Source organism: Kitasatospora sp. NBC_01246 (assembly GCF_036226505.1).
Classification (GTDB): domain Bacteria; phylum Actinomycetota; class Actinomycetes; order Streptomycetales; family Streptomycetaceae; genus Kitasatospora.
This window is the reverse complement of the sequence record NZ_CP108484.1, coordinates 690,580-703,333: the sequence shown is the minus strand read 5'-3', so window position 1 is coordinate 703,333 and position 12,754 is coordinate 690,580. Positions and strand designations below refer to the sequence as shown.

Below are 12,754 nucleotides of genomic sequence, written 5' to 3'. Positions count from 1 at the left end.
GTGAACCTTGGAGTCGGGATCGGCGCCGCGGTCCCGCCCTGTTACCCGATCGTGATCCGACGCGGGACGAGGCGGCTCCGCCGCCCCCGCGCACCCGGTCACGGACGTACGGACCCGCGGGCCCGGGACGCCCCCGACTACCCATGACTCCGGGGGCGGGTACCTACGGTTCGGCGCATTCGAGGGAAGTTGGGTGGCCTCGTCGCTGGACCCCGCCCCCGCCCCCGACCTTTGCTGGATCCAGGAGTACCGCCCGCGCAGTGAGCGGGCGACGTCCGAGAGGGAAGAACAGATGACCAACCGCATCCGGCCGGTCGCGAGCCGCTCCACCGCCATCTACCTGCGCTGCTACCCGTACGACACGGTGTACCTGCTGGACTACTGGCGGATCCTCGCCCGCTACTCCGCCGAATCCGGGCTGGGCGACGCGACCGTCTTCATGGACAACGGCCGGCGCTCGACCGACGACCTGACGGCGCTGGCCGATCTGACCCGCGCCGTCGAGGAGGGTCTGTGCACCACCGTGCTGATCCCCGGCCCCTTCGTGTTCTCCCTCGACGACGCGGAGGCTGGCGCGGCGGTCCGCAGGCTGGAGGAGGCCGGGTGCCAGGTCGTCGAGATGCCGCGCCCCTCGTTCTGGAACGAGGCCCCCGAGCTGGTCGCCGTCCCCTGACGGCGTAGGAACGAGGCCCCCGAGCCGGTCGCCGTCCCCTGACGGAGTAGGAGCGACCGCGTCCGGCGGCGGCTGTACTTTGGAGGTGTTCAGCGGCCCGACCGTCGTCACCGACCCGGTGGGGCGGTCAGCGGCGCCGGGAGTACGGCATGGCGGAGACGGAACACGGCGGGGGCCAGGGGCCGGCCGGCCGGTGGGGGCCGCAGCAATCCCCGCGGCCGGGCCGGCTACGGCGGCGCGCTCTCGCCGCGTGAGCGGCAGGTCGCCGGGCTGCTCGCCGAAGGGGCCAGCAACAACGACATCGCCGCCGCGCTGTTCCTCTCACCGCGCACGGTCGAACACCACGTCGCCAGTGTCCTGAAGAAGCTCGGCACCACCCGCGCGGCACTCACCGGTGCCGACGCCGTGCCGGTGGACGGGTCCGTTCCCCGCGACTGAGCTGCCGCGATGCCAGGGGCGGACACGGCCGGCGAGAGCTGGTGATCGCTGGTGATCGCTGCCGCCGGAGTCACCGAAGTATGGCCGCCAGGTATCAGTAATGTTTCGACGTGTTGACTTGTTGGGCGCGCTCGGCAAGCCTGAGGGTCCCCCATCTGTTGAATTCCGCGTAATCACGTTTGTTTCTGTTCAGTAGTGAACGGAGCTCCGGTGGCTGGACCCGGAGGTCAGGACGAGCGCGGACGACGTCGAGGAACCCGTATGAAAAGAGTGGGATCCGTTCTCGCAGGCCTTCTCGGCCTGCTCCTGGCTGTGATCGCGGGGCCGTCACCGGCCCAGGCCGCGCCGGTCACCGCCACCGCAGGCACCCAGTTCCCGGACACCACCGGAGCGGGGGTGCAGGCACACGGTGGTGGCGTGATCAAGGTCGACGCCCACTACTACTGGTTCGGCGAGGACCGCGGCGAGGACAACAAGTTCCGCTACGTGTCGGCGTACCGCTCCACGGACCTGAAGACCTGGGAGCCCCGGGGCCACGTCCTCACCCAGGAGACCGACCCGGAGCTGAAGGACGCCCTGATCGAGCGTCCGAAGGTCCTGTACAACGCCAAGACGAAGCAGTTCGTGATGTGGATGCACAAGGAGGCCGACGACTCCTACGGCGAGGCCCGGGCAGCCGTTGCGGTCTCCTCGACGGTGGACGGCCAGTACCAGTGGAAGGGCTCGTTCCGTCCGAAGGACGCCCAGGGCAACGAGTACATGTCGCGGGACATCACCGCCTTCGAGGACCCGGGCACGGGCAACGCGTACATGATCTCCTCGGCGAACAACAACGCCGACCTGATGATCTATCAGCTCACCGAGGACTACACCCAGGTGACGGGCGTCCCGGCGAACCCCTGGCCGGGCCAGCACCGCGAGTCGCCGGCGATGTTCAAGCGCGGGGACACGTACTTCATGCTGACCTCCGGTACCAGCTACTGGGACCCGAACCAGCAGAAGTACGCCACCGCCCCGAGCCCGACCGGGCCGTGGACGGAGATGAAGGACGCCGGCGACAACTACGGCCACGGCTCGCAGACGGCGTTCGTGCTGCCGGTCGAGGGCAGTGAGACCACCTCCTTCCTCTACCTGGGCGACCGGTGGGCGGGCAAGGGGGCCGACCCGAAGCGGGTCAACGACTCCACCTACGTCTGGCTGCCGCTGCAGTTCCCGACCGCCACCACGATGGACCTGCCGTGGTACCCCGAGGTCTCGATCGACACGGCGACCGGCCGGGTGGCCGGCTCCGGCGGCGACCCCCTCAACACGCTCACCAACAAGGCCGGCGGCCTCTGCGCGAGCGTGAGCGACAGCCTCTCCGACAACAACGTGCCGGTGGTCCAGGGCGCCTGTGACGGCGGACTGAACAGCGAGTGGCGGTTCACCAACAACGACAACGGCTACGTCCGGGTGCTCGCCCAGCACAGCGGCAAGTGCCTCGACGTGGCGGACAACTCGACCGCCGACGGCGCCGAGGTCAAGCAGTACGACTGCGGCTCGGGCAACAACCAGCGCTGGCGCTTCGAGGGCCCGGCCGAGGGTCCGGTCCGCATCATCGTGAAGCACAGCAACAAGTGCCTGGACCTCCAGGGCGGATCCCTGGCGGCCGGTGCCAAGCTGGTGCAGTCGGACTGCGACGGCAGCCCCGGCCAGGACTGGAAGGTCGCCGTCGCCGGCGCTCCGACCGACCCGACCCACCCGACCGACCCCACCGACCCCACCCACCCGACCGACCCCGGTACCGGCACCCCCGGCACGGTGGACCAGCAGATCAGCACCTCGGTCGACGCCGGCGTGCTCTCGATGGCCGCCGCGACCGACGCCGTCCGCCTCCCGGCGGTGGCCTTCGGCTCGGGCGCGCCCTCGACCGGCTCCCTGAACACCGTGACCGTGAAGGACTTCCGCGGCGGCACCGCCGGCTGGTCCCTCACCGGCAAGGTCACCGACTTCACCGGGCCGCGCGGCAGGATCGACGCCGAACGGCTGAGCTGGACCCCCAGCTGCGCCACCAAGGCCGACAGCCCGAGCTCCTGCCAGGCGGGCAGCCCCGGGACCATCGGCAAGGCCGGCGCCACCCTGGCGTCCGTCACCGACGCCGCGCTGACCGGTGGCGAGTTCACCGCGGGGGCCGCCGTGTCCCTGGACATCGCGAAGTTCACCCCCGTCGGCAACTACTCCGGAACGCTCACCCTCACCCTCCTGTGACCGTGCTCGCGGGCCGGACGCCTGAGGCGTCCGGCCCGCGGCACCCCGAAAGCTGGTCCGCCATGCGCAGAGCACCCGTCGTCACCGTTCTCCTCCTCGGCCTGCTGGCCCTCCTCCCCACCCAGGCCCACGCCGCCGACAACGGCGAATGGTCGGTCAAGCCGGCGGACTCGGTGATCACACCGCGCGCGGCGTTCCAGCTCTCGGCGCAGCCCGGCGCGACCTTCACCGACCGCGCCGTCGTCACCAACACCACCGACGGCCCGCTGACCCTGCACCTCTACGTCGCCGACGCCTACAACACCGAGCGCGACGGCGGTCTGGCGGTGCGCGGCCGCGAGGAGGCCCAGCACGACGTCGGGGCCTGGGGGAAGCCGGAGCAGGACGTCGTCACCGTCCCGGCCCGCTCCGCCCTGCCGGTCGGCCTCACCCTGACCGTGCCCGCCGACGCCTCGCCCGGGGACCACGTGGGCGCCCTGGTCGCCGTCGACGATCGCGTGCCGACCGCGGCCGGCTCCTTCATCGGCATCCAGCGCGGCGTCGGCGCCCGGATCTACCTGCGCGTCGACGGCGCGGAGCGGCCGGCGCTCGCCGTCGAGAACGTCCGGTTCGCCGCGCACAACCCGCAGGTGCCCTGGACCGGCCGCACCGACTCGACCGTCTCCTACACCCTGCACAACACCGGGAACGTGAAGCTCGACCCCCGCGCCGACCTGCACGTCGGCGGGGTGTTCGCGGGCGGTCCCACCACCCGGCAACTGGCCAACGTGCCGGCCGAGTTGCTCCCGGGGCAACAGGTCGAGGTCACCGAGGCCTGGTCCGGCGCCCCCACCGGCTGGGGCGACGTCACCGTCACCGCCACCGCGAACGGCGTCACCGCCACCGGCTCCGACGACTTCACCCAGGTGCCGTGGCTGCTCGCCGGCGCCCTGATCCTCCTTGCCGCCGTCGGCACCGCCGCGGCGGTCACCCGGCGCCGCCGCCGGCGGCCGGCCGCCCGGCACCGCGGGCGGCCGGAGGCGGGCGTCAGCGACTGAGCCGGTCGATCTCGGCGAGCTCCTCGGCGGTCAACGGACCGCCGTCGAGCGCGTCGAGGTTCTGGTCGAGCTGGGCGGTGCTGGACGCGCCGATGATCACCGAGACCACCCGCTCGTCGCGCAGCACCCAGGACAGCGCCAGCTGGGCCAGGGTCTGGCCGCGCCGCTCGGCGAGCTTGTTCAGCGCGCGCAGCTGCTCCAGCTTCTCCCCGGTCAGCGCCTCCGCGCGGAGGAAGCGGCCGACCGACATCCGCGAACCGGCCGGCACCTCCCCGGACAGGTAGCGGTCCGTCAGCAGGCCCTGCGCCAGCGGGGAGAACGCGATCAGACTGGTCCGCGTCTCGCCGACCGCGTCCAGCAGGCCGTCCTCGGCGGCGGCGCGGTCCAGGATCGAGTACCGGACCTGGTTCATCAGCATCGGGGTGCCCAGGTCGCGCAGGATCTCCACGGCCTCGCGGTGCTGCGCGGCGGGGTAGTTGGAGACCGCCGCGTACAGGGCCCGGCCGGAGCGCACCGCCCGGTCGAGCGCCCCCATCGTCTCCTCCAGCGGCGTCGCGGGATCGTAGCGGTGCGAGTAGAAGACGTCGACGTAGTCCAGACCCATCCGCTCCAGCGACTGGTCCAGGCTCGCCAGCAGGTACTTGCGCGACCCGCCGACGCCGTACGGGCCCGGCCACATGTCGTAGCCCGCCTTCGACGCGATGAACAGCTCGTCCCGGTACGGCTTGAAGTCCTGGGCGAAGAGAAGGCCGAAGTTGCGCTCCGCGCTGCCGTACGGCGGGCCGTAGTTGTTCGCCAGGTCGAAGTGCGTGACACCGCGGTCGAAGGCCCGGCGCAGCACCGCGCGCTGCACCTCCAGCGGCTGGGTGTCACCGAAGTTGTGCCACAGGCCGAGCGACACGGCGGGGAGCAGCACACCGCTGCGGCCGGCCCGCCGGTAGGACATGGACGTGTAGCGGGTCTCCGCGGGGTGGTAGGTCATACCGACATCCTTTCAGGCGGAGGCCGGTGGAGGGAACCAACGGCCTTGCCTGAAAAGGACGTTGTAGAAAAGGGATGGAGGCAAGGCCTCCCGGCGAGATCTTGGCGGAGCAGCAGCTCACCATGGTCTCCCGCCTCCTTGCCGGACGAATCTCGCCACCACGAAATATCGCACACGAAGGACCCGTGGCACCGGGTGACCGGGTGGTCGCCCCGGCACAGACGCCGCGACGCGGGCGTCCCCCTCCCGCCGGTCGTGCCACGGCCGGGAGCGCTCGCGTCGGGAGGGCTCAGCGCAGTCGGCGGGCGCGGAGCACCAGGTCGTCGGTGTGGTGGGCGCCGGCGCCGCCCTCCGGTGCCACGCGCGGGCGCTGCTCGTCCACCTCGACCTGCCAGTCCTCGTCGAGGAGCGCGGTGACCATCGCGGGCCAGACGTAGTCGGCGGGGTCGAACTCGCCCGCCTGTGCCTCCCGGGTGTCCATGCCCGCGTGGTGCACGAGCAGGAGCACGCCGCCGGGCGCGACGGCCGCGAGCAGCGCCCGCTCGGCCGCGGCGCCGGGGGTGCGCAGCAGGGCCGGGTACTGCGCGGAGACCAGGTCGAAGGAGGCCGGCGGGAGCGCCGCCCCCACCAGTTCCGCGTGCACCCAGCGAACGGTGACGCCGGCGTCCCGGGCGTGCCCGGCCGCCCGCTCCAGCGCCACGCCGGAGACCTCCAGCGCGGTCACGTCCCACCCTCTGCGCGCCAGCCAGACGGCGTCCGCGCCCTCGCCGCAGCCGACGTCCAGCACCCGCCCGGGGGCGAGCCCTTCGACCTCGGCCACGAGCGCGCCGTTCGGGCGGCCGCTCCACAGTTGCCGCCGGTCGGCGTACCGGCCGTCCCACTCGGCCCGCACGGCGGGGTCCCCGAGGTACTCGCCCGTGGGCGAGGTTGCTGCGATGTCGTCGGTCATGCCCCCACGCTCGCCCGCCGCCCACCGGGTGGGCCAGTTCTGTTGCCGATCCGGCAAACCGCGCGGGAGGCCCTCGTCTGGGGGCACCGTCCCGGTCCTCTCCGGCTGCGGGGCCCGCTGCTACGATCCGCGCAGTTCAGACGCTGTATCAGACAGAGGTGGGGCCGGAAATGCAGGGCGAGAGGGACGAGCGGGACGCGAAGCCGGTGAACCGGCGGAAGCTCGTCGGCGGAATAGCCGCCGGGGTGTGTGTCCTGGGCCTGGCCGGTGCCGGGGGCCCGGCGCTGCGGGGGTCGCACGATACGGTCCCGGCCGGGTCCTCGGTGGGTTCCGGCGCCTCGGCCGACACCTCGCCGAGCCCGACCGCTTCGGCGAGCCCCACGCCCTCGGAGCCCGCCCCGCCGGCGGAGGTCGTCCTCGCCGCCACGAGCACGCCGCCGCCGGTCGGGACGCCCGTGCCCACCGAGCCTCCGGCAGCCCCGGCGCCGGCCCGGTCCACGGTCGCCGCACCGCCGCGCCCCTCGAAGACCGCGGCCGCCCCGAAGCCGGCGCCGACCCGCGTGCCCGCCCCGTCGCCGACCCTGGACCAGGAGAACCCGCCCGCCGCGTGGAGCCCCGGCCCGCGACCCACCCCGACCCTCCCGAAGCCCCCGACCAGTTGCCCGCCCCTCCAACTCCCCAGCTGGGACGGCTGCCACCCGATCGGCCCGGTGATCACCCTCCCCCCGATGACCATCCCCCCGAAGCCGAACGTCACCCCCTCCACGGTGGCCCGCTGAGCGTGCTCCCCACGTGATCTCGGGCCAATCGCTGCTTCAGGGCGTTGCGCCGGAGCTGATCGCCGGCGGCCACCGCCCAGGATCGGAACCGCTCGGCCAGGACGCTGCCCGGGGTCATGGACATCCCAACTTCCTGGGATGGAAATGTCATTCGTACGCGAGGAAGAATCCTGCGCCGAGCCGGGTGCGCACCGTCAGGGCCCGGCAGACCGACCATCAGGAGGATCCCTGTGGAAACCGTCCCGCGGCGTCACCTTCGCCGGCGTCTGGGCACATTGGCCACCTTGACCGTGACGATCGCCGGGCTCGGTGGCATCGCCGCGGGTGCGGCGCACGCCGACCCGCTGCCCCGGCCGCCGTCCGACGCCTGCAACCCGAACCTGGAGACGATCTGGCAGGACGTCGCCACCGCTCGGGTCACCCCCAAGATCACGCATTGGACCGGCATCTCCATCGCGCCCGGCACCACTGGCAGTTCCACGGAGACGCTCTCCGAGGTCGACAGCGTCAGCACCACCTACAACACCTCGGTGGAGATCACCGCGCAGGCGAGCGTCCTGTTCGCCAAGGTCTCGGCCAAAGTCGGCTTCTCGGTGCAGAAGACCAAGGCCAGCACCAGTACCTGGTCGCGGACGGTCACCATGAACTTCAACCGCCCCGGTGAGTACGGGCTGTTCAAGGGCACCCACAAGGTCGAGGGCGAGTTCGTCCGCTACCAGTGTGCCCGGACCGGTGCGAACACCGGCGTCTGGGTGAACACCATGACCGGCGGCACGGGGTCCTACGTGACGTTCGACGTCGAGATCCAGGGCACCATCGCCTGCGACAGCCCCGTCGTCCCCGGCAGCGTCCAGGAGCTGGCCCGGCGCCAGCTGACCTGCCCGTGAGTACGGCGGCCCGCCCCACCCGCGCCGTACTGGTGCTCGCCTTCGTCGGCACGCTGCTGCTGTCCGCCGCCCCGCAGGCCTCGGCGGCCGGTCCCCTCCCGGGTCCTTACGGCACGATGTGCGATCCGACCCCGGTCCGGCTCCAGAGCCCCTACACCGACTGGGGCAAACCGCCGGACCCCCGGGGCAGCTTCCCGCAGCCCATCAGGACGTACGGTCCGACCTACCTCTCCACCCACCCCTACAAGGTCTTCGACCCGGACCGGCCGTTCCGCCGCTACCAGGCCGAACTGCTGACCGACGACTGGGGAGGGGCCACCTACTGGAACATCTGCCGGGGTGAGGGGCCGTCCGTCTACCTCACCACCTGGCCGAACTCCGACTGCCTGACCGTCTCCGATCCGGTGAGGTACCCCAACGCCGAAGTCACCGTCAACGGGTGTGTCGAGAACCAGAAGGAGGGGCTCAAGTTCCTTATCCACACCAATGACGCGGGCTGGTCGGTGCTCCAGGACGAGCGCTGGGGCTACTACCTGGACGCCGTCCGGACCACCTACCAGGACGAGGTCTACGGGACGGAGTGGATCTACACCCTGAAGCTGTCCGCCGACAACGCCCTGGCGTTCCGGATCGTCTGAGCCGCCCGGCGGGCGCCCTCCCGTCGAGGGCGCCCGCCGCTGTTCGGCCCGGGCGCAGGGCTGGAGAGTCGATGGGAGCCGGTACGGGTGCTGCTGACGCTTTCCGGCCCGCGACTCCGACGGGGGCTCTAACCTGGCGCGATGACGAGTCGAAACCCAGTCTCCCGTACCGGCGCGGCCGCCCTGGTGGCCGCCGGCCTCGTTCTCCTCAGCGCGTGTGGCGGCGGGGGCGGCAGTGGTGAAAGCAAGGCGAAGCAAATCGGTTGGTACCGCACGGTCGGCGACCTCTGCGCCGTGCTGGGCGATCCCGGCCTGCCGGGGCAGCTGAGGAGTTCCATACCGGTGACGAGCGCCGGGATCGCGAGCGACCCGTCCAAGTCGCTCAGCTGCGGCTACGACGGCGGTCCGGCGACCGAGGACTGGCGGGTGAGCGTCGACGCGACGGTCTTCGAGGCGGCCCGCGGCTGCCACTGGCTGGAGGTCGAGGCGGACATCGCGAAGTCCCCGCTCGGCGGACCGAAGCCGACCGAGACCCGGAAGTTCGAGACGACCGACGGCGGGGGGCTCGGCCAGGAGGGCTACCAGTCGTCGGTCCGGCACCCGCTCACCGACACGATCCCGGGGCCGGTCGACCAACTGGGCTTCAGGTCGGCCTTCTGCGACGGCAATCTACGTCTGACGGTCACCGTCGACTACAGCGCGGGCTCGGAGATGTCCGTGGACTACCCGAGCGCGCTCGACAAGGCGGAGGAGGCGTCACGGAAGAAGGCCGCCGAACTGCTCAAGCGGGCACGGGAGGCGCTGTACGAGCGTGCGATGAGCCCGCAGCCGACGGTCACGTGACACGCGGGCGCCCCGCCCGGGACGTCCCGACGGTGCCCCGGACCGGCCGGCTCTCCCGGCGGTCGGGGGTGCCGCCGTCAGCCTGCTCGCGCTGACCTGACCGACCGCCTCCCGGGGGCGCCGGACGAGCGTGCCGGGTGCGCCGGGCCGCGTGCTACGGTGGCGGCACCGGGAGTAAAAACGCGAGCCACTCGCGCGCATAAGCGGTCTCCGACGAGCCGCCACTTCTTCACCTCGAAGGAGTGCGCCGTGCCCACCCGCCGTCCCCGTGAAGCCGTCGAGAGCCTCGCTGCCCCCGCCGAACGTTCCCGCTCGCCGCGCTCCCTCCGCGAGGCCTGGACCGCCCTCGCCGGGCTCTCCGCCGTGTTCCTCTTCGAGATGCTCGACAACTCGGTCCTCAACGTCGCCCTGCCCACCATCGGGCGCGAGCTGTCCGCCTCGGCGACGGCCCTGCAGTGGGTCACCAGTGCGTACGCCGTGGTGTTCGGCGGGCTCATGCTCGCCCTCGGGGCGCTGGCCGACCGGGTCGGCCGGCGCAGGGTCATGCTGGTCGGGCTGGTGCTGCTCGGTGCGGCGAGCCTGGCCACCGCGTTCGTCACCACGGTGGAGCAGCTGATCGCCGTCCGCTCGGCGATGGGGATCGCGGCCGCGATGACGACGCCGGGCTCGCTCGCCCTGGCGTTCCGTCTGTTCGGTGAGGACGGCCTGCGCGTCCGTGCGACGACGCTCATCTCGACGGTGGGGCTGGTCGGGCTCGCGATCGGACCCACGGCGGGCGGTCTCGTCCTCGCCTTCGCCCCGTGGCAGACCCTGCTGCTGGTCAACGTGCCGATCGCCGCGCTCGCGTACCTCGGCATCCGGCGCGGCATCCCGGCGGACCGGGCGGACGACCTGCACCGCGACCCGGTCGACGCCGCCGGCGCGCTGCTCGGCACGGCGACGGTCGTGCTGGCGCTGGTCGCACCGACGCTCTTCGTCGAGCTGGGCGCCCGCTCGCCCCTTCCGTGGCTGACCTCGGCGGTGGCGGCCGCGGCGGCGGTCCTCTTCGTGGTCCGCGAGCGGTCGGCCCGCCACCCGCTCCTCGACCTCGGGCTGGTCGCCCGCCCACTGGTGTCGAGCGGCCTGGCCTTCAAGGGCGCGGCCGGGCTCGCGACCGCCGGGCTCGGCTACCTGGTGACGCTGCACCTGCAGCTCGACCTGGGCTGGACGCCGGCGCGGGCGGCGCTCGGGATGCTGCCGCAGGTCGTCGTCCTCATCGCCGGCGGTGCCCTCGTCGGCCCGCTGATCAAGCGCGTCGGTCTCGACCGGGCCGCCTGGCTGAGCGCCGGAGCGGTGGTGTGCGGACTGGCCGTCTACGGGCTGCTGGGCCGCTTCGGGTACCCGTGGGTCGCCGTCGCGCTCGCCCTCGCCGCGGCCGGCATGCGCGTGGTCGGTGTCGTCGCCGGGACCAACGTGATGCGCGGCCTCCCCCGGAACCGGACGACGGTCGGTGCGGCGCTGGTGGACAGCGCCGGTGAGGTCGCCGCCGCGGTCGGCGTCGCGGTCGGCGGCACCGTCCTCGCGGCGCTCGTCACCGGTGACCTCGCCGCCCCGGACCGGGACGCCCACCGGAGCGCGGAGTTCCTGGACGCGGTCGGCTGCGCCGGTCTCGTGCTGACCGCCGTGGCCGCGCTGCTCGTGGGCTGGGGAATCCGCCGGGCCCGGGTCGCGGACCGGGGCACGGGCACGTCCGCCGCCGAAGCGACGGCCGGGTAGCGGCTGCTCCGAGGGCGCGGGCGCGGCCGGGCCGCCATGCGCGGACGGGTCGACCGGCAGGCACGGGACGGCGACCGGGGCGGGGGAGCGACCCGCATGCTGATCGAGGCGCCAGGGCCGGCCGGCCTCGGTGCGGCTGATCGGGAACGGCGTCACGAGCTTCGACCGGCCGCGGCAGGTCGTCGGGTTCGTGGAGCCGCACGGTTCGGAGGCCCTGCTGTAGGCCGCCGCGAGTCCGGGTGACAGGACCCCGCCGGGTCCTGTCACCCGCCGTCAGGACGACGATCCGGTAGCGCTCCGGTCGGAGGCCTTCCCGGTCGCCCGGGTCAGCCACCAGGTGGCGGCCAGGCAGATCGCGGCCAGGACGAACAGGACGACCGGCACCATCCGGACCTCGAAGAGCTCGATGGTCCTGCCCAGCGCCGGTCCGGCCGCCACCCCGCCGACCATGGACGCGGCGATCACCAGCGCGCCGGCCCGCCGCGCGGCCGGTACGGCGCGCCGCAGCCACGGCAGCCCGGTGGGGAAGATGGGCGCGATGAACAGGCCCACGCCCCCGTACGCGTACGGGGCGAGGCCCGGCACCACAGCCGCCAGCAGGCAGAGCGCCATGCCGGCGCAGCTGACGGCGATGATGGTCGGCTCCCGCCAGCGCAGGGTCAGCGGCGCGACCAGGAAGCGGCCCAGGGTGAGCATCAGCCAGTAGACGGAGGTCGCGGAGGCGGCGAGTGCGGCGCTGTAGCCGACGGTCTCCAGGTGGGTGGGCTCCCAGCCGCCGACGCCGGCCTCCACCGCGACGTGCAGGACGTAGAGGACCACGAACGCGGTGAGCAGGGCGGCGGTCCGGCGCCCGCGTGGGCCCGTGGACCGGTCGGTGGTCTGCTCGGCCGGGTCGTGGTCCGTCCCGGTGGTCCGGTCGCGCACTCCCGTGAGCGGGATCAGCAGTGCGGCGGCCAGGACGGCGCAGCCCGTGAAGACAGCGGGGTAGCGGTCGGCGCCGAGCAGGCCGATCAGGGCGGGGCCGGCGATCGCGCCGATGCCGAAGTGGGCGTTGAGGATGTTGAGCATGGCCGGGCTGCGCCGGCCGAAGCCGGTGGCGAAGAGCTGGTTGAGGCCGTAGTCGAGGCCGCCGAAGCCGAGGCCGGTGACCAGGGCGCCGAGCAGGGCGAGCGGCCAGCTCGGGGAGAACGCGAAGGCGACGCTCCCGAGTGCCATCAGGGCGTAGGAGGCGCGGAGCAGGGCGCGGTTGCCGATCCGGCCGAAGGCCCGGTCGAAGGCGAGGACGCCGGTGACTCCACCGATGAAGTGGGCGCTCAGGGCGAGTCCGGCGCCCGAGGGGGAGAGCCCGAACTCCTGCCGGAGCGCGGGCAGGGCCGGTCCGTAGAGGGACTGGAGGGCGCCGATGAGGACGAATCCGACGCAGGACGCGACGACCGCCGGGGTGCTGAACGCCCGGTCGGGCCGCACGGCCGTGCCGGGCGGGGTGGGGAGGGTGTGCACACGGGTCTCCGGTGGGTGGGACGGTA

General features: G+C 72.9%; 11 protein-coding genes and 2 pseudogenes. 10 read left to right on the top strand and 3 right to left on the bottom strand.

Going from position 1 to position 12,754, the window contains the following annotated elements; all coding sequences use genetic code 11:
• The first annotated feature begins 292 nt into the window (after positions 1–292).
• The 5 genes and pseudogenes from OG618_RS03115 (at position 293) to OG618_RS03095 (ending at position 4,395) form a co-directional block, all read left to right on the top strand.
• Entirely contained in the window at positions 293–673 is a 381-nt protein-coding gene (locus OG618_RS03115; protein ID WP_329485578.1) for a hypothetical protein, read from the top strand.
• Positions 674–745: 72 nt separating this feature from the next.
• Positions 746–1,111 carry a helix-turn-helix domain-containing protein gene (locus OG618_RS37975; protein ID WP_442906924.1) on the top strand — a complete coding sequence of 122 codons (366 nt, stop codon included), beginning with the start codon at positions 746–748 and terminating at the stop codon, positions 1,109–1,111.
• 261 nt (positions 1,112–1,372) lie between these two features.
• Positions 1,373–2,815: pseudogene (locus OG618_RS03105) on the top strand (RICIN domain-containing protein); the annotation flags it as partial.
• A gap of 27 nt (positions 2,816–2,842) precedes the next feature.
• Positions 2,843–3,358 (top strand): annotated as a pseudogene (locus tag OG618_RS03100) (WxL domain-containing protein); the annotation flags it as partial.
• A 62-nt stretch (positions 3,359–3,420) separates the two neighbouring features.
• Positions 3,421–4,395 carry a DUF916 domain-containing protein gene (locus OG618_RS03095; protein WP_329485577.1) on the top strand — a complete coding sequence of 325 codons (975 nt, stop codon included), beginning with the start codon at positions 3,421–3,423 and terminating at the stop codon, positions 4,393–4,395.
• On the opposite strand, the gene OG618_RS03090 is transcribed toward OG618_RS03095, so the two are convergent.
• Together OG618_RS03090 and OG618_RS03085 are read right to left on the bottom strand one after the other, a co-directional pair.
• On the bottom strand, positions 4,385–5,377 hold the full coding sequence (locus tag OG618_RS03090; protein WP_329485576.1) for an aldo/keto reductase: 993 nt from the start codon (positions 5,375–5,377) through the stop codon (positions 4,385–4,387). The two genes, OG618_RS03095 and OG618_RS03090, sit on opposite strands and share 11 nt — an antisense overlap.
• A gap of 289 nt (positions 5,378–5,666) precedes the next feature.
• Complete coding sequence (locus OG618_RS03085) at positions 5,667–6,326, bottom strand: class I SAM-dependent methyltransferase (RefSeq protein ID WP_329485575.1); 660 nt, start codon at positions 6,324–6,326, stop codon at positions 5,667–5,669.
• Positions 6,327–6,781: 455 nt separating this feature from the next.
• On the opposite strand from OG618_RS03085, the gene OG618_RS03080 reads away from it, so the two are divergent.
• From OG618_RS03080 to OG618_RS03060, 5 genes are all read left to right on the top strand, one after another.
• Positions 6,782–7,105 (top strand): hypothetical protein, encoded by a 324-nt coding sequence (locus OG618_RS03080; protein ID WP_329485574.1) that lies wholly within the window; start codon positions 6,782–6,784, stop codon positions 7,103–7,105.
• A 284-nt stretch (positions 7,106–7,389) separates the two neighbouring features.
• A complete protein-coding gene (locus OG618_RS03075; RefSeq protein WP_329485573.1) occupies positions 7,390–7,992 on the top strand; it encodes a hypothetical protein in 603 nt (200 codons plus the stop codon).
• Entirely contained in the window at positions 7,989–8,630 is a 642-nt protein-coding gene (locus OG618_RS03070) for a hypothetical protein (protein WP_329485571.1), read from the top strand. Before OG618_RS03075 ends, OG618_RS03070 begins: the two co-directional genes overlap by 4 nt.
• 141 nt (positions 8,631–8,771) lie before the next feature.
• Positions 8,772–9,473: a hypothetical protein gene (locus OG618_RS03065; RefSeq protein ID WP_329485569.1), complete on the top strand. Its 702-nt coding sequence runs from the start codon at positions 8,772–8,774 to the stop codon at positions 9,471–9,473.
• Between the two features lie 249 nt (positions 9,474–9,722).
• On the top strand, positions 9,723–11,228 hold the full coding sequence (locus tag OG618_RS03060; protein WP_329485567.1) for an MFS transporter: 1,506 nt from the start codon (positions 9,723–9,725) through the stop codon (positions 11,226–11,228).
• A 273-nt stretch (positions 11,229–11,501) separates the two neighbouring features.
• On the opposite strand, the gene OG618_RS03055 is transcribed toward OG618_RS03060, so the two are convergent.
• Positions 11,502–12,728 carry an MFS transporter gene (locus OG618_RS03055; protein ID WP_329485566.1) on the bottom strand — a complete coding sequence of 409 codons (1,227 nt, stop codon included), beginning with the start codon at positions 12,726–12,728 and terminating at the stop codon, positions 11,502–11,504.
• Positions 12,729–12,754: the final 26 nt, after the last annotated feature.

Excerpts from the sequence above, each read along its gene's own strand:
- OG618_RS03090 (WP_329485576.1), bottom strand. The coding sequence starts at position 5,377 with ATGACCTACCACCCCGCGGAGACCCGCTACACGTCCATGTCCTACCGG.
- OG618_RS03085 (WP_329485575.1), bottom strand. The coding sequence starts at position 6,326 with ATGACCGACGACATCGCAGCAACCTCGCCCACGGGCGAGTACCTCGGG.
- OG618_RS03115 (WP_329485578.1), top strand. The coding sequence starts at position 293 with ATGACCAACCGCATCCGGCCGGTCGCGAGCCGCTCCACCGCCATCTAC.
- OG618_RS03095 (WP_329485577.1), top strand. The coding sequence starts at position 3,421 with ATGCGCAGAGCACCCGTCGTCACCGTTCTCCTCCTCGGCCTGCTGGCC.
- OG618_RS03065 (WP_329485569.1), top strand. The coding sequence starts at position 8,772 with ATGACGAGTCGAAACCCAGTCTCCCGTACCGGCGCGGCCGCCCTGGTG.